The organism is Bacillus sp. NPDC094106 (assembly GCF_044764345.1).
GTDB lineage: Bacteria > Bacillota > Bacilli > Bacillales > Bacillaceae_G > Bacillus_A.
The window spans coordinates 52,429-77,331 of the sequence record NZ_JBIWHY010000021.1; the positions used below are offsets into that span (position 1 = coordinate 52,429).

Annotated in this window: 18 protein-coding genes and 3 pseudogenes; 7 read left to right on the plus strand and 14 right to left on the minus strand. The window is 32.2% G+C overall.

Features of this window, described 5'->3' with window-relative positions; translation table 11 throughout:
- Position 1: 1 nt before the first annotated feature.
- The 3 genes from ACIQ7L_RS23870 to ACIQ7L_RS23880 all read right to left on the minus strand — a co-directional run bounded on the left by ACIQ7L_RS23870 (position 2) and on the right by ACIQ7L_RS23880 (position 5,414).
- Positions 2–2,419 carry a PAS domain S-box protein gene (locus ACIQ7L_RS23870; protein WP_400572181.1) on the minus strand — a complete coding sequence of 806 codons (2,418 nt, stop codon included), beginning with the start codon at positions 2,417–2,419 and terminating at the stop codon, positions 2–4.
- Between the two features lie 719 nt (positions 2,420–3,138).
- Positions 3,139–3,891: a class I SAM-dependent methyltransferase gene (locus ACIQ7L_RS23875; RefSeq protein WP_400572183.1), complete on the minus strand. Its 753-nt coding sequence runs from the start codon at positions 3,889–3,891 to the stop codon at positions 3,139–3,141.
- Between the two features lie 1,307 nt (positions 3,892–5,198).
- Positions 5,199–5,414 carry an alpha/beta-type small acid-soluble spore protein gene (locus ACIQ7L_RS23880; RefSeq protein ID WP_335360920.1) on the minus strand — a complete coding sequence of 72 codons (216 nt, stop codon included), beginning with the start codon at positions 5,412–5,414 and terminating at the stop codon, positions 5,199–5,201.
- Positions 5,415–5,863: 449 nt separating this feature from the next.
- Between ACIQ7L_RS23880 and ACIQ7L_RS23885 the strand changes: the two genes are divergently transcribed.
- On the plus strand, positions 5,864–7,264 hold the full coding sequence (locus ACIQ7L_RS23885) for an HD domain-containing protein (protein WP_400572185.1): 1,401 nt from the start codon (positions 5,864–5,866) through the stop codon (positions 7,262–7,264).
- Positions 7,265–7,425: 161 nt separating this feature from the next.
- Here ACIQ7L_RS23885 and ACIQ7L_RS23890 read toward each other — a convergent pair.
- The 8 genes and pseudogenes from ACIQ7L_RS23890 to ACIQ7L_RS23925 all read right to left on the minus strand — a co-directional run.
- Positions 7,426–7,893, minus strand: a pseudogene (locus ACIQ7L_RS23890) (phosphotransferase family protein); the annotation flags it as partial.
- Between the two features lie 691 nt (positions 7,894–8,584).
- Positions 8,585–8,977, minus strand: coding sequence for an ASCH domain-containing protein (locus tag ACIQ7L_RS23895; RefSeq protein WP_400572187.1), 393 nt, complete (start codon positions 8,975–8,977; stop codon positions 8,585–8,587).
- A 520-nt stretch (positions 8,978–9,497) separates the two neighbouring features.
- On the minus strand, positions 9,498–10,247 hold the full coding sequence (gene istB / locus ACIQ7L_RS23900; RefSeq protein ID WP_400572222.1) for an IS21-like element helper ATPase IstB: 750 nt from the start codon (positions 10,245–10,247) through the stop codon (positions 9,498–9,500).
- 875 nt (positions 10,248–11,122) lie between these two features.
- A complete protein-coding gene (locus ACIQ7L_RS23905) occupies positions 11,123–12,238 on the minus strand; it encodes an IS4 family transposase (RefSeq protein WP_400572189.1) in 1,116 nt (371 codons plus the stop codon).
- A gap of 313 nt (positions 12,239–12,551) precedes the next feature.
- Positions 12,552–13,766, minus strand: coding sequence for a SpoIID/LytB domain-containing protein (locus ACIQ7L_RS23910; RefSeq protein WP_400572190.1), 1,215 nt, complete (start codon positions 13,764–13,766; stop codon positions 12,552–12,554).
- Positions 13,767–13,824: 58 nt separating this feature from the next.
- Positions 13,825–14,274 (minus strand): hypothetical protein, encoded by a 450-nt coding sequence (locus tag ACIQ7L_RS23915; protein ID WP_400572192.1) that lies wholly within the window; start codon positions 14,272–14,274, stop codon positions 13,825–13,827.
- Between the two features lie 145 nt (positions 14,275–14,419).
- Positions 14,420–14,766: pseudogene (locus ACIQ7L_RS23920) on the minus strand (hypothetical protein).
- On the minus strand, positions 14,723–15,118 hold the full coding sequence (locus tag ACIQ7L_RS23925) for a YolD-like family protein (protein ID WP_400572193.1): 396 nt from the start codon (positions 15,116–15,118) through the stop codon (positions 14,723–14,725). Before ACIQ7L_RS23925 ends, ACIQ7L_RS23920 begins: the two are co-directional and overlap by 44 nt.
- A 752-nt stretch (positions 15,119–15,870) precedes the next feature.
- Between ACIQ7L_RS23925 and ACIQ7L_RS23930 the strand changes: the two genes are divergently transcribed.
- The gene (locus ACIQ7L_RS23930) at positions 15,871–16,698 is read left to right on the plus strand and encodes a M12 family metallopeptidase (protein WP_400572195.1); all 828 of its coding nucleotides are present in this window, start codon (positions 15,871–15,873) and stop codon (positions 16,696–16,698) included.
- A gap of 748 nt (positions 16,699–17,446) precedes the next feature.
- On the opposite strand, the gene ACIQ7L_RS23935 is transcribed toward ACIQ7L_RS23930, so the two are convergent.
- Positions 17,447–18,502, minus strand: coding sequence for a M4 family metallopeptidase (locus ACIQ7L_RS23935; protein ID WP_400572197.1), 1,056 nt, complete (start codon positions 18,500–18,502; stop codon positions 17,447–17,449).
- Between the two features lie 176 nt (positions 18,503–18,678).
- The gene (locus ACIQ7L_RS23940) at positions 18,679–19,122 is read right to left on the minus strand and encodes a hypothetical protein (RefSeq protein WP_400572199.1); all 444 of its coding nucleotides are present in this window, start codon (positions 19,120–19,122) and stop codon (positions 18,679–18,681) included.
- Between the two features lie 615 nt (positions 19,123–19,737).
- Between ACIQ7L_RS23940 and ACIQ7L_RS23945 the strand changes: the two are divergent.
- The 3 genes and pseudogenes from ACIQ7L_RS23945 to ACIQ7L_RS23955 all read left to right on the plus strand — a co-directional run.
- Positions 19,738–20,174, plus strand: a pseudogene (locus ACIQ7L_RS23945) (transposase); the annotation flags it as partial.
- Between the two features lie 269 nt (positions 20,175–20,443).
- Positions 20,444–20,821: a hypothetical protein gene (locus ACIQ7L_RS23950; RefSeq protein WP_400572200.1), complete on the plus strand. Its 378-nt coding sequence runs from the start codon at positions 20,444–20,446 to the stop codon at positions 20,819–20,821.
- Positions 20,822–21,583: 762 nt separating this feature from the next.
- Complete coding sequence (locus tag ACIQ7L_RS23955) at positions 21,584–22,297, plus strand: IS6 family transposase (RefSeq protein WP_400572202.1); 714 nt, start codon at positions 21,584–21,586, stop codon at positions 22,295–22,297.
- Positions 22,298–22,495: 198 nt separating this feature from the next.
- On the opposite strand, the gene ACIQ7L_RS23960 is transcribed toward ACIQ7L_RS23955, so the two are convergent.
- Positions 22,496–22,810, minus strand: coding sequence for a beta/gamma crystallin domain-containing protein (locus ACIQ7L_RS23960; RefSeq protein WP_400572204.1), 315 nt, complete (start codon positions 22,808–22,810; stop codon positions 22,496–22,498).
- 202 nt (positions 22,811–23,012) lie between these two features.
- On the opposite strand from ACIQ7L_RS23960, the gene ACIQ7L_RS23965 reads away from it, so the two are divergent.
- Positions 23,013–23,729, plus strand: a complete 717-nt coding sequence (locus tag ACIQ7L_RS23965; RefSeq protein WP_400572206.1) for an IS6 family transposase — start codon at positions 23,013–23,015, stop codon at positions 23,727–23,729.
- 49 nt (positions 23,730–23,778) lie between these two features.
- Entirely contained in the window at positions 23,779–24,615 is an 837-nt protein-coding gene (locus ACIQ7L_RS23970) for an APC family permease (protein ID WP_400572208.1), read from the plus strand.
- Positions 24,616–24,903 lie beyond the last annotated feature (288 nt).

Genomic DNA, 24,903 nt, shown 5'->3' on the forward strand with positions numbered 1-24,903 from the left:
ATTAATTTTCGGGTCTACAAATAGGAAGAGTGATATCAATTGTTGTTCCCTTATTCACTTCACTTTCAATACATATCTTTCCTTGATGTGCTTCAATAATTTTATAACAGATCATTAACCCTAAGCCAATCCCCTCTTCTTTGATACTATAAAAAGGTTCTCCAAGATATGGTATACGCTCTTTGGGAATCCCGCATCCTTGATCAATAAAACGAAGACTTATTTGATGATTATCAAGTTTATTAATTTGAATCAAGATTTCCCCTCCCTTTTGCATGGATTCAATTGCATTTTTTAAGATATTAACAAATACTTGCTTTAATTGATTTCCTTCACAAGGTATCAATGGAATGTCAGGTGTACAATCCGTTCTGATTTGTATATTATTCATTAATGCTTGAGGTTCAAGTAGCATTACAACTTTATCAATTAAAATACTTATATCATTAGGTTGTATCTTTACCGCCTGTGGTTTTGCTACTACCATAAATTCATTCGTAATACTTTCTATTCGCTCAATTTCTGATGATACTACATTTATATAACGAAGACTATTTTCATTTTCCGTTGTTTTTAGTAATTGCATAAATCCTTTCATTGCGGTTAAAGGATTTTTAATTTCATGAGCTATTGCTGTAGCTAATTGCCCAACGACAGCAAGTTTTTCAGATTTCCGTAATAATTCTTCTGTTTTTAGCCGTTCTGTAATATCCCGAGACATACTTAAAAAAACTTCTTTTCCATTCAATTTAAAAATGCGAATACTAAACTCCGTAGTCATTTTTTTTCCTGTTCTAAAAACATATTCTTCTTGTAAGGTGAAAGAACGTTTTCCTTCTTTAATTTTCCCTGTTAGTCTTCTGAAAAACGGAGAATTTTGAGAAACAAGATCAAAAAATGGCGTAGTGAGAAATTCGTTTCTACTGAGATTGAACCTTTCACATCCAGCTGGATTTACTTCAATGAATCGAGCTGGATGTCGCTCTTTATCCAATTCCACTACGTATACCGCATCAGTTGCCTGCTCAAACAACGCACGGTATTTCAATTCACTTTCTTGTAATTGTTGATGTAATTGATGTCGTTCTCTTTCTGCTTGTTTTCTTTCGGAAATGTCTCTATATATTGCTGATAAAGCTATCACGTTTCCCCTTAAATCTAGAATAGGTGAAACTGTCAAACTTACATCAACAAGACTTTTATCTTTTCGTTGTCTAACTGTTTCTAATCTAGTAATTGCGGATTCTCCAGACAGAACTTTCTGGATATTCTGCATAGATTCCTCCATTAAAAAATCAGGTACACTATCTGATTTTTTTCCCATGATTTCTTGTGCTGATCGACCAAACATCTCTTCATAAGCTTTATTAACTTGTAAAATATTCCTTTCTCGATCAGATATGATAATAGCATCTACGTTATGATTTATAAATGATTCCAATCGTTCTTTCGTTTCCCTTAATTCAGATTCCACCTTTTTCCTTTCGGTTATATCAATTGTAGAACCAACAACCTCAATAACTTTTCCATTACGCTTAATTGGCCTAAGCGCAATGAGAACAATAGTTTCATCATTTGGCCAAGGAAGTTCAAATGTAATTTCTTTCCCTTCCCATGCTTGTAGATAGTACTTCAGCAGTTGAGGAACTAGATGGGCCGGAATAATGGAAGAATCTATGGTACGTAAACTTTTTCCTACCACTTGTTCAGAATAAAATCCATTTTGATAATAAAATTGTCCATCACACAAAGTATGTATAAAATGTGTATCCACTTTTATAAATTTAAAGATCCCTCCTTGAAGTTCATGTACAGTATCTTTGAGTTCTTGCTTCGATTCTTCTAATTTTTGATTCATTCTAGATAAGTTTTCTGTTAAAGAATATAATTTTTGATAAGCTTCAGTAAGAAAAAGTCCTATTAAAAGTCCCATCCCCCCAAATAATAAGCCTTGAGCATAAAGAATGTTAGATACTGCATGAGGAATGAAGAATTCGCCTACCAACCGAATTATAGCTACGTAAATAGCCAGATAAAGAAAAGTACTTTTAAAAGGATGTAAATTTTTGAAATATGTTTTAATAATAGTAAATATAATACCCATTCCTAAAAAAGCAACTACAGCTGGTCCGCAATATCCATCCATATAAAAGACACGCATTATAATAATACTGATTAATGTAATCCAGCCAGCAGTACGCCCAAAATAAACAAATGATAAAATAAGAGGAACAATCCGAAGGTCATAGTAAAATCCCATATATTGAAAAGAAAAGAACATTAAAATAACAGCAACGACTCCTCCGTATAACTTTGCGAAGAATGGCTTGGACTTAATTACAAATACTTGGATGAATATAGTAGAACTAACTAGAAAAGCAAAAATAGAAAGATTAATAAAAAAGTCTTTAATAAACATGCAATGTCCCCCCCTTATCTCAAACACATTCGACAAAAAAGAAGAAAATCCTACAAATAATATAAGTCCTATTTCTTTTTGATATGGTACTTCCTAATAAGAATAAATCTAACATTCATAAAACACAATATCAGGAACAAAAAATAATTCCTATGAACTTCTTATTTCTTTTAGATCATTTTTAGGTTTTGAAAGTTACGTGTTCGCTACTGATAAAAGTATCTTTATGTACATCAGTAAAATAAATGTCGTATTTATTAGAATTTTGTCTTTTTTTGTTGCATTATTGTATTTTTAATGTTAGACTTATAACTACAAAGAAGGAGTGAACAAAATTACTTACCGTTTTGATTTTTCAGAATTTTTAGTTTTGTTGTCTATCTAATTTTACTGAATTGACATGTGTATCTGTTCTCCACTCTTACTCTTTCTTTGTTGTACCCTATAACAAGAAAACAACTTGTCCTTATCCAAGTTGTTTTCTTGTATAAACATTTCGTTTATTCTTCGATAACCATTCAGACTTCTTTGATTTATTGAATCAAAGGTCGAAGCTTTATCAAGACATTCTACACAAAAAAATACCTATTTTTATAATTACAGATAAACCTAGATTTTATCTACCACACATAATTAACAAGCTAACAAAAAACATGCCTTACACTCAAAAAGCCGCTCTCCATAAACGATGGAAATCGGCTTTTGTAATTTAACAAGAATTACGATTTATTAGCTATGATCATAAAACGTTTTGAATTTGTACGGATTCCTTTTTCAGTTTTGTTTATTCTTATGAATTGTTTCAAAATGTCAAAGTCCTCTTCCCTTTCACCAAATCTTGGGATGATAGGTGTATGTTTTAATAAGAAAATGAGGTCTTCAGGTGTTTTGTAATAATCAATAGCATCATACTCCAAGACTTGCACATCAGTAAAACCTGCATACCTTAACTCTCGGACATATTTTTCTTTTAATGTACCGTCTTTTTCCCCTAAGCACTGCCCTCTTCCAAACGCTTCTTTTAAATTCAATTTATCATGTTCACTGACTTGCTGTGTTAAGAAAATACCCTCCTTTTTTATTACCCTTGCTACTTCCGCCGCCGTAAAAGGAGCATGACAACTAGACACAATGTCAAAGAAGGAATGTGGAAACGTCAAATCTCCTGATTCCATTTTGAAAAATCTAACGTTTGGCACACGTGCTTTTTTCAAGTTAGACTGTGCTGTTTCTATCATTCCACTTGAATTATCAATCCCAATCATGAATAAAGCTGACAATGCGATTTTTAGTACATTCTCTCCCCCACCTGTACCAACATCCAGCAGAACATCAGAAGGTTTACATCTCCTGATTACTTCGTCATAAAACCCCCACGTAGCACCTTCAGTTATGTATTTAAGTTTACTAAAATCCCAGCCATTTGATCTTCCAACTTTATCATAAAATGTTTTGTAATCTAATTCATTCATTTTGTATATCCACCTTCCAAAAGAGTATAAAAACTAAGGTTATCAGACTTGTTAATGAAACGATCCAGTGCCTTGATTTGATAATAATGGTGACTACCGAAACAGATTCAAAGTCCCTATTTCTGAAAAAGGATAGACTCCTCCCTTGATGGCTGGTACGCGTTTTATCCAACCCGAGAACTAATTACTTCGAACAATACGGACAGACATCCATTTCACCTCATTTGAACGAATATATTTATTATATTCTATAATATTTTTGTATATTATAAAATACAGATTATCAGATGAATTTGTGTCCTCATAACAAAAAAAACGATATCCATAAGCCACTTGAACTAGCGACTTGACTCTTCTTGTAATAAGTTAGCTGCCTACCATTAACATTTTTTGTGTAAGAAAAAATAATTTTGCATTCGGTTCTTCTTGTACATCCAACTCTTATTCATCGTTTATTTACAATTTAGTCACATTTATCATGCTACTTTTCTGAAATGTAGTGATAATATTAATTTGTCGAATTTAACTTAATTCGGCAAATAATAAATAGCCTTCATTACCCTTGAATCCCCGCTTCCTTGCGGGGATTCTTGTTATTATTTATGATTCATTCTCTAACTATTTTCTGTGCAGCATTCAAGATTCTTCTGGTTCTGTTGCAAAGTTTCCTAACACATAAAGTGGTAAGAGATATTGTGGTTAAGTTTTACGAAACCGTTAATAATTCCTATAGTTTGTTATACGCCGAAAACCCGAAGCTTGATTACAAACTTCGGGTTTACTTTTCACATAATTCGCCTCACTTTAGAAAGCTTTGCAGCAAAACCATCGTAACTTAGTGTATATTTCGTTTTAGGATAAGCCTATATCCGGACTAAATCTACCAAAATTTGAACTTACAAGTTACAAGTTACAGTACATCATGTAAGTATAATTATGTCCTTTGTATATAAAGTGATTACAATTCTTTCATTCTATAACTATGTTATATACCGAAAATAACGCAACTACATACCAAGATTAAAAATAAAACTAATAGACTTTTAGGGAAATTTTCCATAGGATTCTCCTTTTTTAAGGTTTCTACAAGATTTTATCATAAATTCAATTAGAAAATAATAACATAACAAGACATTGTTCCGACAATATTTTTAAGTATAAAGTAATATTTAACTTGATTAAAAAAATTATGTAAAGAACAGAACCTTTAGATGAAAGAAACCGTTATAAAGTAATACAATAGAAAAGGGAATGTAAATAACAATTCACATCCCCTTTCCATTTTTAATTTAAGTAATTATTGTATTTTAGTGAATTCTATATTGTCCAGATAGTTGTTCTTCTCCCATGCGCACCAAACGTTTTGTAATCTCTCCACCAACAGAACCATTGGCGCGTGCAGTTGAATCTGGGCCAAGTGTAACCCCAAATTCCCTTGCTATTTCATATTTCATTTGTTCAATCGCGCTTGCTGCACCTGTAATAAGAATTTCATTTGTATTGCTATTTTCACGAATATACATCTGTTGCACCTCCAATGTTGTTGGTAATATATTGCTCTAATCACAGGAAAATATACTTATAAACAATATTAACGATTTCACGTAATTTGACCAACTCGCGTAGGCGCCTGAATTCGATGCAGTTGATCCGCATGTGTCGGAAATAGCGCTTTCTTCATTGCAAGCAGAAAATACAGAGGCTTACAATTCTCTTTTTAAAATATTTACATCTGAAGTCGTAGAAGAAAGAGCATTTCTTCTACGATTATCTCCAAATACACGATTCCACTGGACGTTTCTCCGCTTTTATTTGTAATTGCTAAGGAATATTTCGTCATTTTTAACTTTAGATAATAATCCGTTATGTTAATCTCTTATCATTTAAACAGGTATTTTACTTTTAAAAAACGAATTATAATAACAAGTTATTATGATAAATATAAGGAAATTAACATGATGAAGGTGAAAATATGAAAAGAGAATTGATAAAAAAAGCCTCCTATCTACATAAATCAGAACTAGAACAATTGAATCCGGCTATATACGTCGCTGAGAAAGCACATGAAGGGCAATTTCGAGTTTCAGGTGAACCTTATATTACTCACCCATTTGCAGTTACCGAGATCCTGCTAGATTGTAAAGCTGATATCATAACTTTAGTGGCAGCACTACTGCATGATGTGGTGGAAGATACAGATTATACAATTGAGGATATACGTGGTACATTTGGCGAAAAGGTAGCCGATATTGTCGAAGGGTTAACCAAAGTAGATAAAAAACAGATTCCCAGTAAAGAAGAGTATGAAGCAATTAATTTAAAAAAGTTATTGTTAGCTACACAAGCAGATATACGAGTAGCTATTATAAAAGTGGTAGATCGTCTCCATAATATGAGAACTTTACAGGTGAAAACCGTAAAAAAACAAGTTCCTTACGCAAATGAAACACTCAAAATTTTTTCCCCTCTATGTAGAAGGCTAGGATTGTTACATATTCAACGCGAGTTAGAAGATTTAAGTTTTTTTCATCTCAACCATTCTAAATATAAGGACATGAAAATACTTTTACAGAATTATGTTCAGTTACTAGAAGATATGTCTCAAAACATTATTCAAGACATAAATAGCTTCCAAGAGCCCCCTTTAATGTTTGAAGTAGACTACGAAGTGAGTCCTATTTATACGGCTTATTCTCGTCTTCAAGACATTCAAGACATAGCGGCAATATCAAAAATAGTCATCACAACCTCAAGCAATTTAAATTGTTATAAAATGTTAGGAATCATACATCAACTGTATAAACCGATTCCTCATCAATTTGAAGACAATATAGCAATTGAAAACGATATATTAAACAGTTACTTAAAGACCAAAGTGAAAATAAATGATCATGAGATAGTGGTATGTATCCAAACAAAAACAAATCAGGAGATAAGAGATAAAGGAGTGTTCTACATTCTTACAAGAAGTATAACTGATACGGAGATGCAAGGCATCATTTATAAGTTGATAGATCAGTCTATTGTAACTAACGATTTAGTAACTCAAGACGCTCTAGAATTTTATGATTTAGTATCATTTGAATTATTTCAAGATACCATTGTTGTATTTACACCTAAATTAGATCCTATTCACCTGCCACAAGGTGCTACTGTAATTGACTTTGCATTTGCTCTAAATCCTGAGATTGCTAAACACATGTCAGGTGCTAAAATTAATGGTGTAAAAAACACAATAACAGCAAATGTTTCACATCTAGATATTGTTGAACTTTGGATTATTGATAATAAAAGTAAAGTGAGAAACGATTGGTTAAATTTTGCTAATACATCTAAAGCTCAGCTAGAAATTAATAGAGAGTTACAAGGATAAACTTCTGATAACAAAATTCATGTTACCAAAAGGTGTTTTCACAAATGGAAAGCACCTTTTCAATCTACAATTATTTTTAAATAATCTAATACTTTTTTTCTATGGTCCAAGACATTTTTTTAAAGAAACAACAAAACTGTATAGAAATAACAAAATATTCCTTAATCGCAATACTGATCTACTAATTCCTTTAGATGCTCTATGTTTTCTGAAGATACATTTTCTGATAATCTTGCCCCTGCAATAATAGGAGCCCATTGTAAAACCTCATCCTTTGATAAACCAGTATTTTTGCAATATATACGTAAATACATTTCAGCTAATTCTACTGAGGACTGTGAATACAATAGATATGTTCGATATACATCTGCACGAATATCTCCCGAGCTAGCATCAACCCAATCAATAATTTTCACGTTGTCATTACTCATGATCAAATTAAATGGATGAAAATCTCCATGACATAGCCTCGGTTCAAATACAATTGAATCCAATTTTCTTAATAATGTATCCTTTTGTTTTTCATCTAGATTATGTACGGATTCAATCTGGCGATGTAGTTTTTCTGACATTGGTTCAAGTAAATCTGAATCAACAACAACAGCATGCATCTTTTGTTGTACATTGACGCTGTGCAGGAGGAATAATTATCTAGACTGAGAATTGCTGATTTAATTAAAATTTTTGTCCAGTCTAGATAATTTTCACTTGACAATATTTCCTAATATTTTTTCTTTTTATACTAAAATAAATTAATTCTATCTAATTTAGTAAATGTAATTTTTGAATTTGACATTTAAAAACGCCTTCTTATGCTATACTAAAAAACTTAATTAACAACGAATTTATAAAATCCTTATTTTTAACAAAAAAATGTTATTCTTTCTAAACACGTTAGATTAGAAAGAATAACGTTTTTTTGAATTTCTCAGGGTTATATATTTTTTATAAAAGAAAATCCCCATATTTATGTCACAAGTGAACTCGAGTTTGTATCGCCAGACAATTTTTGAAATATATAATCCCTTGTCTTTCCACTCATATAAATATAGCTATTCGTTAAATAGGAATTTAACGCGAAGATGAAAAAGTAAGGTATATCCCCTTCTCTCTTGTTGTAGAAAGACATGAAAATGGATACTTTTTAGACAAGAAAGTAGATACTCTCGTTCATGTTGTTAAAGAATAATAAAGTTGTTTGAAAAATAATAAAGTCCTTTAATAAATAAAATAGTTGTTTAAAAATATGGTATGAAATTGGATTTTTATACCATATTTTTTGTATATGTATAATAGAAGAAAGAATGTTTTGATTTCAATTTATACTCTATCTTTATAAACATCCATTACCTTAAACGTTTGACAAACTAGCAATAAGTCTGGAGTAAAAGTAAGTCCATACTGGCTTAATTCCCAAGTGAAAAATTTAACATGCTCACTATACCAATAATCATAGCTTAAATCCCCTGCACCCTCAGACCTTGCAAAATCACTTGTTACTTCATTCATTTTTAAAAAATCGATCTTTGTATATTTTATAATTGCTAATGGATTATTGTCTCCATCCAATACAATATCGTACTGACCAACTTTTTGAATTTCTTCTCCTTCAAGCTCGTATACACAATGTGCAGCGCATGTTCCTGTTTTGATTCCTTTAACAACTAAACTTCCTAATTCATCTCCCATTTCTTTGGAACCATCTCCAAACATTCATGTATCTGGAACACTCATGTTTAACTCATTTTCTCTAGCGTACATATGCCAATATTCTTCTATCTTATTAACTGACATTAATCACTTACCCCCTTAGTATTTAAATATTGTGAATTTAACATGCAACCTATTATCTGTCAATATTTTAGAAGAACATGTAATACAACTACATCAATCTAATCATATATAGATACAAGATCTTAAGTTTTATTTGTGGGCAATAATTTATTATTCGCTATCCGAAATTTAAACAACTTTATTAACCCTAATAATTGTAGAATGAAAGAATCTGTTAGTTTTTTAAACAATTTTAATAACCATCTTTCTGTTATACGATAGATGATTACTATATTTCTAAGCAGAGAATTAAACAACTTTTTTAACTTTATACACATGTAATAACTTTTGGAGACAAAAATATATATTGATTGTTGATTATTATGTTTTTTGCAATACAAAAGTGCAGGCAAATGCAATAAAAAATACACAGGCTTGCCAGCATTCATATTCAATTTTGTTAGATAGTCGAAAGGGCGTTTTTCAAACGGTAGCTTTCTCCTGTAAAAGCCAATATATGAGCGTGATGGACAAGCCTGTCTACTAATGCTGCCGTTAATTTATTATCACCAAATACTTTATTCCACTGTCCGAACTCTAAATTCGAGGTCACAATTACACTTTTTTGTTCGTAACAGTCTGCAATAATATGAAATAATAATTCGGAACCTTCTTTTTGAAATGGTACATATCCTAATTCATCTAAAACTAATACATCACATGTCTCAATACTTCTTTTGATTCTTTGAAGTGTCCCTTTTTCAAATCCATTCTCTAGTTGTGCAACGAGGTCGGCTACTCGAAAAAAGCGTACTTCGTACCCTTCGCTACAAGCCTTCATACCTAACGCTGTTGCTAAATGTGTCTTCCCAGTTCCTGATGAACCTATACATAAAAGGTTTTGTTTTTGGGATATAAATTTCAAATCACAAATCATTTCTTTTGTAGTGCTTTTTGGAAAATGAACAGAATCTGTCCATTCATAATCTTTTAACCATTTTAATTCTCTAAACTTTGCTTTCTTTATTGCTCTAGAGATCTTCGCTTCTTGGCGAGCCTTTAATTCTTTCATTAATACCTGTTGTAAGAATTGTTCTTTATTTTCAAAGTCCACCTCATCATATAGTTCCGCAAGGTAACCTAATCGCAATAATTTACAGGTATCTTTTAAATTTCGATTCACGATGACACCACCTGCTTGATGAAACATTGTTTTTAATCCTTTTAAAAAACACTCCGTGTTTTCAGCTGGTAACGGACAGGCAAAAGCCACATTACTATGTGGGAAACTTAAGTACAATACTTTTACATCTTTGTAGGAGCCGTCTTTCACGACTTTCATATTTCCGTAATCAACTTGCGCTTCTCCTGGAGGATGTTCTAATCTTTCATAACGAGTCGCTTTTTCTATGTTTAATTCTAGCTTTCGATTTTTAACATAATCACATACGGTTCGGTACGAACCTTTGAATTCATGTTCATCACGCAATTGTTCAAACATTTTTTTAGCCGTTCTTCGTTGTTTTTTCTTTAATTTTGCATCTTCTGTTAACCAACAATCAATGATCTCACCGTATACTTCTTCATACATCATTCCAGTTTTTGATCTTGGTAATTGTTCTATTTCAATTTCTCCGTCAGCATATTTTTTTGCAGTTCTCCAATTGCATCCTAACTTTCTAGAGATTTCCGCTATTGTTAGGTCTTCGTTTTCTCGTAGATGTTTGATATAATTGATTTCTGGCATTGCTAGCATATCCTTTCATATCCTCTCTGTAATTGAATTCGACACTCAACACAGTAGAGGTTATTTAAGAGGCTGGCAAGCTTTTTTTGTGCAATCACTTCTGCACGTTTTTATTGCATTACTATGTACTTTTATTTTGCACTAAACAATTATTAGGCGTTTCCTCGATAAATCATTAATATATACGTATTCACTAGTGTTGCATAAATTCTAATTGAATTTTCAATCTTTTGTTGTTTTCTGTTTAGAGCCAAAAAAGTTAATACCCAAACAAAAGTAGCTCCATCCATTTGGTTTTTATTTACAATTAGACTGGTGTAAAGACGACAATTGGCTCGTTATGGGACGGATTCTCCCTCGATTTTCCGAAGCCAGATCTGTGCTGGTTTCCACAAAGCGGCCCTTAAATAACGGCTAATTTGCAAGGTTTTTCGCTTACTTTTTGTTTCGAGCTGAGCGAGAACATGCAGACAAAAAACGATTAGTGCGATAAACACTTGATTGTGAATCGCCCATTCGCTTTGACCGTAGAACTTTTTTATGCTGAGATGCTGTTTCATCCATTTGAAAAACAGTTCTATTGCCCAGCGTGATTTATACATCTCTGAAATTTCTTCGGCACTCAAATCAAAACGATTTGTAATTAAATGAAGTTCATTTCCTTTTGAATCAACTACTTTTAGGAGACGGAAGAAATTTTCGGCACGATTCTGTGTCGTACCAATCAACACCATTTGATCAGATAATACAGACGTATTGTCTGATAACTTAAATTCGTAAACTTCCCGTATAACAGCGTTTTTCCGTAGCCTTGAAAGAAAAAAGTAGCCATCATCTATCATGCGATCAAAGCGCTCATAATCCAGGTAACCACGGTCAAACACGTACATGCATTCCTTGTCATCAACCATAATTTCAAGTTGACCTCGATCATGTTCTTTCGCGGTTGTTAGCACAGCTTTTTCAGGATAGGATGTCCCTTTTTCCATAAATACTAGGCGTAAATGTAACTTCACACCCGCTTTTGTTTTGCGGAATTTTGCCCATTTATGATTTGTCAAATTAAGTGGCAATGTGCTTGAATCAATGATTTTTAAGGGCATCACGAGTTTCGAGTAGTGCGTTTTGGCATGGATTTGTGTCACTAAGTCAAGGAAAAGACTTTGAAATATATCTGGATTCATACCGTTTAATCGGCGTGACAGCTGAGAAATACTGATAGAATCAAGGTCAATTCCTTTTTGAAGCTGGTCATCGAAAAGACAATCGCTCAGCGCATGCAGACTTTCGATTTCTTGTAGCTGCGCAAAAAGTAGTAATTTTAGGAATGATTCTGCCTTTAATTTTTTCGTATAGTGGTCTAATTTCATTGTTTTCGCGTTTTTTTCAAATAATGAAAAGTTTATAGGTGAAAACCATTGCCCAAATGAAGTTTTTCGTGTAATCTTGTCCATGAGTTGGTCCTTTTTTAGTGGATTTGGACGGGGTACTACCTGACTTTATCCATTATAAAGGACTTTTTCTATGTGTAAAATTAAATTATTGAAGATTTTGAGTTTTTTGAAACGTAATTTATTTTAATGCAACACTAGTGATACGTATTATAATTTGGGTTAGAAAGTACCCCCTTTCATGTCTTTATACAAAAAGTAGGCACTTTTTCAAACAAATAATTAAAGAAAAATACTATTATAGAAAGTCAAATGAGACCAGCTTATAGCTGGTCTCATTTGTGTACAAGTTTTCCTTTAGTCTTATTTATATGAATTAATAATTAAAATAAATCATTTTACCGCCTTTAAGCTCCTTAGAGTTGTCATAATACCAACCAAGTATTTCTTTGAAATTTTTTCCGTTTTTAGCGAGACGCATCGTCCCTAATTGTGGCATACAACCGCTACCTTTCCAATCTTTGGAGTTCCGTCGGTATTGAGGCGCAAATAAATTATCTAGATTTCCACTATAAAATCCTATGTTTTTTACTGATTCGATATGAGGATTTGTAATTTTTGTTTTTTCTTCTTCAGTCTCTTTCACCCACACTTGAAAAGTTGTATTATCTCGAACATGCGCACCAACCAGTGGTAGTCCTGGGTATTTAGTATAATACCAACCATACATTTTAACCGCTAATGCCCCCGCTTTTAAAGCTTCATCTTTAGATGAAAGATCCCATTCATTCGGAAGTACATTCTTAATGTAATCATTAAAATCTATTTCTTTTACAGTTCCTACTTTCCCATTGTGCTTATTTGTAATGAATACCTTTATTACTTTTGGAGGAGTTCTCAATCTTTGAGCCATATGATGATGAGGCCCTCCATGAAGTATATATTCAGAAGGAGTATTATAAAAAAGTAGGTTTCCTTGTTGATTAGTAACAGCCCCTCCAAAAACTCTCCTTTTTTGTAATTCTATTACTTTTTTCTCATCTTCTGTGTTAAATCCCTCGTTATTTTTTGAAATTAAATCCACAGGGGCAACTGAAAACTCAGCCATCTTCCATTCATCATCTTCCTTTACAACAATTGCTAAGAAGTAATTAACTCCATTTTGATAAAAGTCTGACTCTTGTTTTACTTTATAGTCCACAGCAACATAATAAGGTTTTACATTTTCTTCTCCATATCGACTTTCATAGTAACTAAAATTACTGATAGAAGAGGCTAATTCAGCCGATAAAGGTCTTGAGTCAACGATTTTAGCATTTTCTATAGTATTAATCCCTGCTTTCGTTGCGTGTTCTCCTTCTTCTCCATGAGAATGACCGTGATGATGTACTTGCTTAATTAATGGAGAGGTTTCAGTTGTCCAAATCTTTGTCATTTTCTCTGTATCCTTTTGGTTTTCAGCATTTACTTGCTCTTTTATAATAGATAAAGGTGTGACTGTATCTATAGAATCTGCATATATATGTGCTTTTGTAATTGAGTAAACCAAAAAGATAGTAACCCCTAATAGCAATTTCATTAATTTATTCATGAATTAACTTCCTTTCGATTACTGCGCTAGCATTTTATAATGGTATTAAAATTTGAACTTACCCTAATTCTTCAGCGATTTTTTTTTCATGTGCAGTTCCGAAACCAATCCCTTTTGTGACAATAATGGAGACAGGGGCAATAGGTAACTCTGCTATTTTCCATTGATCATTTTCTTTCACGATGATTGCTAAAAAATAATTTATTCCATTTTTATAAAATTCATTTGGTTTATGCAATTCATAATCAACAGCTAGATAATACACCTTTACCGTCCCATATTGGGAAATATATGGATTGAGATTATAAATATTCTTTGCTATTTCGTATGAAAATTCTTTCCACGAAATAAGCCTGGCATGTTTAATCGTAAATAAACCATTTTTATTTTTTTTGTTCTTATCATTAGATATAAAAAATTTCAAGGATTGTCCCATTGTTGCTACCCATAAGGTGGGGATGTCAGTGAAGTGGTTTGAATCCTCTAGTGATATTTCTTTCTTAACCACATCAAATGGTTCCTCTGCATATGCATATTGACTATAAAATAAACTATTAAATAATATAGAAATTACCAAATATAAAAATGTCTTTTTAATTATATATTTCACTCCTTTTTATTCCTTACACTTAATTCTTAACAAAAAATAAGAATTATTCATAATGTACACCGTTATAATTCATAAACCCCACTAAATGGTGTGTGAAGTGTATCACTGTATCCCCGTATTACCAATTCCTACTTTCACATGTGTTTTATCAATATACTCCTCTTTTAATTCAATTTCGTCTTCTTTTTTTAAATCTGGAATAGGAGTTTTCAAACCTAAATTATCTCCATAGCGGATCGCACAGAAAACTTCATTATCTACTAGAGATTTTGGCGCGCTTTTTATATTAATAACTTGAATATTATTCATTAAAAAATGTTGATGTGTTCCTCCTTCTGGATTAGAGTCATCTTCTTCCACTAATTTTATTATGCTTTTCACATGTACAATTGGAGCATGAAATGAAAGTGGATTTTAATGATGCTCCATAAAATGATTTGCTAATGTATTTCCAAAATGGGGATGTCGTTGTAAATGCCCATTCATAGTTGTTCCTCCAAATCTTTTTATACTTACTCTTCGTATTGTTTACAGGTACAGAAAAATTATTAAAGTAAATTAGTAAGTATTCAGTACGGATGTATAGTAACATAATGATCTTATATAATATAAATTCATCTTTATAATGCCAGATATCAAGTTCCTCTTTTGTCTGCATGGTCCGATTTAGAATTTGATTTATTTCTTCTGATTGTTGTAAATCTAATATTGGCTTTGGTACTTTTGTTTGGTCTTGAATCAATTGAACAATAATTCAGACCTAATTTGAATTATAATATTGTCATAAAACATTTTACGAGTACATTTTTGCAATACTTGAAGCATAGTAGCACCATAAATATTTTATGAACCCATAATCTTCTTTCAAAGATATAGATATTAGTAGTCCATCTCAGGTCTTTAAAATCAAAAAAGACCAAATTCTGATAAAGAACTTAATCTTATCATTTATTTTTATTAAGCTAACTAATCAAAATTACTGAATTTTAGTTTGGCTGTATATACCGAAATCCCCAAATTTTTTCGCGAAATAACACTTTATCTCTTCTGGGTAATGTACTCTTTTTTTATGTACCACTACTCGGATTCACTTCAGATATTAATTTATGTTTTTACTTTAAGGAGTTAAATTCATTGTAAAATTATCTGCATTGGCTGTGAATAATCTTAAGCCTAAATTCCTACTGTCAGTACCACCAGGAATATTCCAACATCTATTAAATGCTGTATGAGGGAGATCTGTAAATCTATCACCTGATCATATACGAGTACGACCATTATTTTCAGCATAGTAGAGAAATGTTTGATTATGAAAAGAGAGGCCCATAAGTATCCCTCCTTTTATTAATAAATTTTTTATTGATATTATATGTGTATTAAATATGTTAGATATTTTTCCATATATAAATTAGGTGGGGTTTTGAGGGATAAAATATGAATCATAATATAATACTACATTATGATTCATATTTTTTATTAAAAGGAGTAAAGATAATGTCAGAAGAAATTAAAATTTGTATTGATCGGATACTTCCGCAGGATATGCATGAGAAAGCACGTAAAAATGCGATATCTGAAAATCCAGAAAATGATATTAATATTACAAAGTTAAAAAGTACAGATTTACCAGAAGAAATTGCAATTTTAACAGCAAAAAAATGGGATAATAGTAGAACATTGCGTGTTCGATTCTTAGATGGAACGCCTGATGTTCAAGCAAAAGTAGAAAAATACGCACATGAATGGGAAGAATACGTTGATATTAAATTTGTATTCGGTAATGATCCTGATGCGGAGATTCGCATTTCTTTTCAACATGATAAAGGTTCATGGTCTTATATTGGTACAGATTGTTTATCAATTGATAAAACTGAACCAACTATGAATTTTGGATGGTTAAAATCTAATACTGCTGATGATGAATATTCTCGAGTAGTATTACATGAGTTTGGGCATGCTTTAGGATGCATTCATGAGCATCAAAATCCTACTGCAAATATCCCTTGGAATAAAGAAGCTGTTTATGGTTTATATATGGGACCACCTAATAATTGGTCAAAAGAAGAAATAGATAACAATATCTTTAGACGTTACAGTAACACTGAAACAAATTTCTCGGCATTCGATAAAAATTCAATTATGTTGTATGCAATTCCAAGTAGTCTTACAACTAATGGTTTTGAAGTAGGATGGAATAGGATTCTTTCTGATATGGATAAGAAATTTATGAGTGAATTATATCCTAAAGCTAATGACAATTTTAAAGGAACATCAAATAATAAAGAACGTGCTGCTACATTAATAAATTCTGAAATGGATTAATTTAATTTTGCTGTGAAAATGATATTGTAGGTAGGTATATGAAAAAGGTTCTCCAATCGGAAGAACCTTTTTCATATTTTGATTAAATATCTATCTTTTTTAAAGTACAAAGCAAAAAGGCACCTAAGCAAGGTGTCTTTTTGCAACGCGGCGATAAAAGTAACGTAAGATGAACCTTTCTGGGTGTCATTACCATCTTATGATGGGATATCCTTTAATATGTCTCTCCATTAATGTGTAATTTCTATATAACAAAGAAAAGCACCCTATTTGAATGCTTATCGTACAAAGTGTCTAAAGTTATTATAAACACTATAAGGAGATGCGCATATATTAACATATGCGCATCTCCTTGATGTTTAATTAATTATCTTTTTATTGAATTAACATTATTGATTGTCAAGTTTAATTCAATAGTAGATTTTATTGTCAGAAATAAAACAGATTGACCAACTACGTGCTCGAAATTATAGTCACTATATTATCATCAATGCTGCAATACATATCCCCACAAACTTAACTGTTTTTCAATGAAATAAAATTTGCAAAGAAATCCAAACAACGATTAGAAAATATGATTCAAAAGTGAAAGGATTTTTATTTCTTTAATCCTCTGGTATGACAGATACTATTTGTATTAAAATAAACACTGAAATAAGCATATCATTAGAATCCCCTTAATCATTTTTTAATAAATTTCTAACTTTTTATGATTTTTTGAAAGTAAAATAAAAAGGAGAATTTTAGTTTAAATAATGTCAGATTTTGTGATACCTACATCACTAAATGCTTCTTTAACAACTTGTTCTGCGTTTTGGGGCATTTCCCCCTCGGTTATAAGTGTTTTCGCGGCTTTTAGAATTTCTTCAAAAGCGTCCTGGAAACCAGAATTTTGGTGGAGATGCGGCCATGCAGTATACCACAAGACAGCAGCATTGTCTGTTCCAATGCCCATAGATACGAGAAAAAATGCTTTATTTGGAATACCACTGTTCGTATGGACAATATAGCTTTGTCTTTTTTCTTCATTCTCAAAATCAAGGTTACTACCGTCATCATATTTATCCATATGATCAGGTTGAGAATCATGATCGTTCGCGGTTCCTGGTTCTTTCATTGAGCGAAGGGCTTTTCCAGGAAACTTAGGACCAATAATTTTGTCACCAATTAACCAATCAGCACTCTGAGCATTTTGACCCAAATAATATTGTTTTACTGCGCTACCAATGCAATCAGAAAAGCTTTCATTAAGTGAACCAGATTGATCATGATATTCGAGATGGGATGTGTACTGTGTTACACCGTGAGTCATCTCATGGGCAATCACGTCAATTCCTGCTGTGAAATCTGTGAAAATTTTACCATCACCATCACCGAAGACCATCTGTTCTCCATCCCAGAATGCGTTCATAAATTGATTACCATAATGAACATTAAAAATAAGATCCAACCCTCGATTGTCAATAGAATTACGATGTAATACCTTTTTATAATATTCTAAAATGACTTGTCCAACATCATAGGCTTGGTTTACGTCCTCATCATCTGTAGGTGGGTCTCCCTCATCTCGAACTAATTTATGCTGGGGTTGTTCAGTATGTTGACAATCGTAGACATGCCTAACTGCTTTATGTTCTTTATTATTTTCTAATGCAGATTCCATTACTTCTGAAGCTTTGATTTTACTCTTTCTTTTTTCATGAAGTTTTCTAGTATGTTCTAAGCTTTTTTGGGCTTTTTCGCTCCCTTTTTGAGCTAACTTTTCCAATAAGTATTCTGGAACAATACTTTCAATTTTTCTCATAGTAATCTTCCCTTCTTTATAACAATTGGTATTTTATATCCAAGAGACTCGTTATTTGTTAATTTCTCTCTCGTATTCTTATTTGGGGAGAATGAAAAAATATATCTATGGATTGATTATTATTAAAGTAATTACTTTAATAATAAAAATTACTTTCTATATTTCTCTCCAAATTTTTATTCGTAATGTACACCGTTATAATTTACAAAACCTACTGGGTGGTGCGTGAAATGTATGACTGGATCTCCTGGATTACCAATTCCTACTTTTACATGTGTTTTATCAACATACTCCCCTTGCAGTTCGATTTCTGTCCCTTCTTTTAAGTCTGGAATTGGATTTTTTAATCCTAAGTTATCCCCATAACGAATTGCACAGAAAGCTTCATCTTCTACTAAAGATTTTGGTGCACCTTTTATATCAATAACTTGAATATTATTAATTAAAAAATGCTGATGTGTTCCGCCTTCTGAATTAGAATCATCTTCTTCAACTAATTTTATTGTTGCTTTTACATGCACAATTGGACCGTGGAATGAAAGTGGATTTCGATGATGCTCCATAAAATGATCTGCTAACGTATTACCAAAATGTGGATGTCGTTGTAAATGTTCACTCATGGTTGTTTCCTCCATCTCTTTGATATACTTACTTTCCTTATTGTTTACAGGTACACAAAAATTATTACAGTAAACGCTCTCGTATAAATAACTAGGAGATTGGCCGTTAAAGCAGTAATAGGGGTCCCACCCCATGTCCATCAAGCTAATATTTTGAAGTACCCCCAAAACAAAAATTCCATCTCACTTTTTTGTTTTATAGATTATTAAATTCTTTTAACACATGAATATTTCGTTCAAACTCAAATAAAAATAGAGTCTCAAGATTCTTTTCTTGAGACTCTATTTTTTATTTCAAAAAGGAAATCATGATTTTCTCTAATTCAGCCTTATTTAAAACATCATCAATGATTACAACTTAATAGGCACCGTCCTTTCCTTTTGCAGGAACAATCATCTTCATGCTCTTTACATTACTTCTAGTTGTTTTAGCAAAGGTGAATTGTGCACCTTCCAATTCATAATTTTCTATTTTGTCGTTGTCATCTATCCACCAGTAAAATGGATCCCTATGCTTTTCAAGGAGCGATGATTGATAAATCGTATAACTGAACTACCCTTTTTGATACTTTGAATTAATAATTGGATTTGGTTTTCCAAATGTAATTTTCTCTTGAAGACGTTCCAACGAAAAATATTCATGATCTTTATTCATTACGTTGGCAAATTGAAATTTTATTCAAAACATGGAAGGCCTTCTTACAAATTGATAAATGTAAAGACATCAAGAAAGAGCGCTTAGAATGTCATCTATATGGACAACTCATAAGTATTTTGTTTTGTACATCTACCATGTTTAAAATGCGTCAGTTACTCTTGGATAGGAAAAAGAAGGAATTAAGCCAATACAAATCCATTTATATGATAAAAGATTATTGTTTTATGAAGGATTTCAAAGGGACACCCAAGAATTATCAAAGATTTTCCTACGTCTTTTCAGCCTTTTAGAGAAAAATGGACGGAAATCTCACCGATATGGGAAGAAGACCGTCTTTGATATCTTAGGTGCTGTATATGAGTCTACGATGTCGCAAAAGAGAAAATGTGCATAATAATTTTTTAAAAGATCCTATTCATTAGGTTTACTTGTCATGCACATTTTTTATGTAGTCAACAAAGATTAAAAAAACACACTAACATATTATTTATTGGACGTTTAGCTTGCTGGCGATGTGGCGGTACCTCTATTTGAAATATGCAGGATTTTATACAAAAAGTAGAGAGACATATTGACATCAAGAGGATTTCAAAGGATCTGGAACCTATAAGTAAACACCCACATAACATGATTATGATTCTTTTTAAGAAAGGGAGTTTTACTTTGTATCCACAATTCTATAGGTATCACCCAAATCCATATATTCCTTACTCCAATATTTCGGAAAATTACTATCGCCAAGATCGTCAAGCATTATGGTGGAATAGTGAGATTCGGCATCTTAGTGAAGCTTTAGCAAACATTGGAGAACTAAAGTTTGTTATTTCAAATGAATTGAAGAAAATGGGGTTTTCAGATGTAGGCATTAGTAGACTAGATGTTTCAGGTAATAAACCCGGGTGCCGGGTTTCCATTGCTCATTTTTACAAAACTGGCCGGGAATTCTGGGAAGTTGTAATGTGTGTTTGTAAAGATACTGAAACTGCTCAAAGGACTGTTCAAGAGGTAGTCACTACGCTTCGTAATTTGAAATTTTTGTAAGAAATGTTAGGCTACATCTGTTATTAAAAACTTTTGAGTATGCAAACTAGATGAACCCTTGATATTACTAGATTTCCCCTGAAGAAACAGTAATAGATTAGTTATATGACTTAATATTTTGTGTGAATTTCGTTTGCCTCAAAATAGTAATTCCATTACATTCTCGTATGAATTCAATTACTGATAACAATTGTTATCGCAATAAAAAAGATTGAGTACTCAAAAATACCCAGTCTTTTTTTTTTCCTATAAGGGATCCTAACGTACATTATTCATTAATGTTAAATAGATGAATGGTTAATACCCATTTTTATTTAGACAACTACCCTGCTGATTTTTAATACATAATATATTTTAATTGCATTTAAATTATCTATTAAATGTTAACAAGGAGGTTTTTTATATAAATATGGCATCCAAAGCATTCGGAAAACCAACACTAATATAATTTACCAAATTAATATATGCTTCAATACACAAAACGTTATAAAAAATTAATTAAAAACCCTTTAAAATGAAAGGATGAACTATTATATCAATACAATATCCTTACAATAATAACTACTATCAAATACCTCAAATTCCAAATGAACAATATCGATATCCAACTCAAAATCATTTAACACCACAAAACCACTTTAATATCCACACTAATAATCTTCCTATTTATAATCCTCAATATACCTATGATGAAAATAGGGTTCTGGTGCAAAAAATACTGTCATTGTGTACACTATTACTATTCATAAATAAAGGACGTGCATGCAAGTGACAAAACCGGCGGATTTTAAATGGAAACATTATCAATCAAAAATCATTTTGCTAACTGTTCGATGGTACCTGCGGTACGCTCTAAGCTACAGAGATCTGGTAGAAATGATGGAAGAACGTGGTGTATCTATTACTCATACAACCATTATGCGCTGGGTCCATCAATATGGACCTGAGTTAAATAAACGAATTCGCCGTCACTTGAAGAAAACTACTGACTCATGGCGTGTTGATGAAACTTATATCAAAGTAAAAGGGAAATGGATGTATTTGTATCGAGCTGTAGATTCCGAAGGAAACACGATTGATTTTTATTTAAGTAAAAATAGAAAAGCAAAATCAGCTAAGCGCTTTTTCAAAAAAGCCTTGGCATCTTGTCATGCGACAAAACCACGTGTAGTCACAGTTGATAAGCATCGATCTTATCCAAAAGCAGTGAAATTTTCACAAAAAGAGGGTGATTTGTCCCAATATTTAGAACTTAGGAAAATCAAGTATTTGAATAATATGGTCGAACAGAACCATCGTTTTATTAAAAAATTAGTACGCCCCATGTTAGGATTTCAATCCTTTCAAACTGCAACAAAGATACTGGCTGGTATCGAAGCCCTGCATATGATCAAAAAAGGCCAAACTTCTCAAGGGACGAAGTCTGTCCAAAAACAGATAGCGCTAATCCATCATCTATTCGGCTTATCGGCATAAGGGTAGATTCCGTTAGGAATATGGCGTCCTCTTTTTCTATTCCATCAAAAAGAAACGAATCCATTTTGATCAATCTTTTTTCAAAATAGATTCGTTTTATTTATCGTACAATATAAGTTTGCAAAGTATTTTTAATCGAACTTTTTTATAAAGCTTCAGCTGTACCCCAATTTTAAGAACAGTGAAATTCCTTTGATTTTACCAAATTCTAAAAGTTTTAATTGATGAAGTTACATCATTAAAATCATTATGAATATTAAAAAGGTGCGGTGCATTACCATTATTTTCAAGTATCTTAACTGGATGACCATAATTTATATGAGTATACAAAATTACCAAAGTTTTAGGTGCAACAAGTACAGAAGAAATTCTATCATTCCAAGGATCTCCTACATAGGACAGTCTCTCTCCCGAATTTAAAGTAAAAGACATCCCCTGCCCATTTATATGTTCATAAAATCGATTGACAGATTGTCGAATATCATCATTATATTCATATGGATTATAATACATAAATTATCACTCCATTATTTTTCTTAATAATGATATTATATTTAACTATTTAAGTTTTAGATGATTGTCTATGCATAAATGTATAAATGCCTAACCTAAATAACTCTTGTAAATTCTTAGTAAACAAAAGAAAAAGGGGTCTGGTGCAAAGTTTTTTGAGCTGAGCTAAACTGTAGGAAAATTGAGATGAGGCGAATAATACATGGAATACTTTAAAGGAAAACAATTCAAACAGGATATTATTTTGGTAGCCGTTGGCTATTACTGTCGTTTTTCTTTAAGTTATCGCGATGTATCTGAACTTTTGAGAGAGCGCGGCATATCGGTTCATCCCACAACAATTATGCGTTGGGTTCATGAATATGGCAATCTCATCTATCAAATTTGGAAAAAGAAAAACAAGGTTTCTCAATCCTCATGGCATTTGGATGAAACGTATATTAAAGTCAAAGGAGCTTGGTGTTATTTATATCGTGCCATTGACAGCGATGGATATACGCTTGATTTCCAACTTCGAAGAACACGTAATCATCAAGCTGCTTATATGTTTATGAAGCGACTTATCAAAGCTTTTGGAGAACCAACGATTCTTATTACAGATAAGGATCCCGCCTTGCTTTGTGCGTTCAAAAAACTCAAAAAGAACGGCTTTTATGCGCATACAAAGCATTGTACTGTTAAGTACCTCAATAACCGGATTGAACAGGATCATAGGTATGTAAAGAGACGTTTTGCCAAATCCGCAGGATTTCAAAGTATTCGTCATGCTTCCCGTACCATGAAAGGTATTGAAACTGTTCATGCTATATATAAACGAAACCGCAGTTTGCAACAACCAAACTGCGGCTTTTCGACGTATAATGAATTACAACAATTACATAACATCCATCTGCAAGTATACCAACTTTTTATCTGTTAAGAAACTTTGCACCAGAACCCAGAAAATGTAAGTAGAAATGGTGGAAAGTATGAACTTTAAATCGGCATATGTTGTATTAGCTTTTGCTGGGATTTTACGAATTTTTAACTTTTCAATCCCAACTATTGTTATTGCTCTTATATCTGTAATGGCTGTATGTTTAAGTCTTTCTGATTTTCTAGAAATAACCAAATACAAAAAATATTCTATAAGAGCACAATTTTTAGCTCTTATTTGTTTTGTAGCTCTAATGCCCATGTGGCTATTTCAAATGAAAATAAACCACCCAACTATCCCTCTTATAGGTGATAGTTTTACGATGATAGGTCTGGGGCTTGTAATTGGTTCATTTGGATTAAAAGAAATATTAGAACATCGTAGTAAGGAGAATGGTAAAAAACATAATGAAATAATTGCAAAATACAAATTTGAAGTTACATCAAACGAGTATAAAGAGATGGAAAAGCTTAGTAATGTGATTGAGAAATTGAAAGTGATAGACCAAGAAGCAGTTTCTTTTAATAAATTACATAACGGCTGGACAACATTGTTTGGAATATTAAATGAAGAATATGAGAATCGTCAAAGACCGTTTTTTGACGGAGCGAATCGGATTAAATATCGTGAATTTTTAGTTGAATTACATACTGCTATCGGGAAAATTGGTAGTGCAGTTGATGTTGGAAATCCTAATGCGACTATCACTAGAAAGATTGACATGTGGGGAGACGAGATGCCAGTTACTCTTCATCCGAAGATGAAGAGTGTTTATTCACCTGACTGGGATGAAATAGATGAAGCAATGAAAAATATGCTTTTAAAATGGAAAGAATTAAAAGAAATGATGTATGATCGTTATGAAAAAGAGCGCGCTAACCAAAAGTGATGATAAAAAGTAAATCACGCATATGCATAATGCTCTCCTGTATAGGGATTTAGTTAATAATTTTGGTGTAATACGCTAATAACATAATTTATTACTAGCTTTCTTACAAGATTGTATCTTCCCCGCCCGCACTTTTGGGATAAATGGTAGAGGGATGCCTATCAGGAAAAAGAAAAAAGACGCTACCATCTGGGAGGGCACTGAAAAACTTACGTTTTTCATTCCGTAAAACATATGTGAAACGAAAAAAGGTGACTTTCCGTTCAATTTTGAACGGAAAGTCGCCTT

Bases quoted from the DNA above. Each gene is read 5' to 3' on its own strand.
- ACIQ7L_RS23870 (WP_400572181.1), bottom strand. From the start codon at position 2,419: ATGTTTATTAAAGACTTTTTTATTAATCTTTCTATTTTTGCTTTTCTA.
- ACIQ7L_RS23875 (WP_400572183.1), bottom strand. From the start codon at position 3,891: ATGAATGAATTAGATTACAAAACATTTTATGATAAAGTTGGAAGATCA.
- ACIQ7L_RS23880 (WP_335360920.1), bottom strand. From the start codon at position 5,414: ATGTATATTCGTGAAAATAGCAATACAAATGAAATTCTTATTACAGGT.
- ACIQ7L_RS23885 (WP_400572185.1), top strand. From the start codon at position 5,864: ATGAAAAGAGAATTGATAAAAAAAGCCTCCTATCTACATAAATCAGAA.
- ACIQ7L_RS23895 (WP_400572187.1), bottom strand. From the start codon at position 8,977: ATGTTTGGAGATGGTTCCAAAGAAATGGGAGATGAATTAGGAAGTTTA.
- istB (WP_400572222.1), bottom strand. From the start codon at position 10,247: ATGTTTCATCAAGCAGGTGGTGTCATCGTGAATCGAAATTTAAAAGAT.
- ACIQ7L_RS23905 (WP_400572189.1), bottom strand. From the start codon at position 12,238: ATGGACAAGATTACACGAAAAACTTCATTTGGGCAATGGTTTTCACCT.
- ACIQ7L_RS23910 (WP_400572190.1), bottom strand. From the start codon at position 13,766: ATGAATAAATTAATGAAATTGCTATTAGGGGTTACTATCTTTTTGGTT.
- ACIQ7L_RS23930 (WP_400572195.1), top strand. From the start codon at position 15,871: ATGTCAGAAGAAATTAAAATTTGTATTGATCGGATACTTCCGCAGGAT.
- ACIQ7L_RS23935 (WP_400572197.1), bottom strand. From the start codon at position 18,502: ATGAGAAAAATTGAAAGTATTGTTCCAGAATACTTATTGGAAAAGTTA.
- ACIQ7L_RS23940 (WP_400572199.1), bottom strand. From the start codon at position 19,122: ATGAGTGAACATTTACAACGACATCCACATTTTGGTAATACGTTAGCA.
- ACIQ7L_RS23955 (WP_400572202.1), top strand. From the start codon at position 21,584: ATGCAAGTGACAAAACCGGCGGATTTTAAATGGAAACATTATCAATCA.
- ACIQ7L_RS23960 (WP_400572204.1), bottom strand. From the start codon at position 22,810: ATGTATTATAATCCATATGAATATAATGATGATATTCGACAATCTGTC.
- ACIQ7L_RS23965 (WP_400572206.1), top strand. From the start codon at position 23,013: ATGGAATACTTTAAAGGAAAACAATTCAAACAGGATATTATTTTGGTA.
- ACIQ7L_RS23970 (WP_400572208.1), top strand. From the start codon at position 23,779: ATGAACTTTAAATCGGCATATGTTGTATTAGCTTTTGCTGGGATTTTA.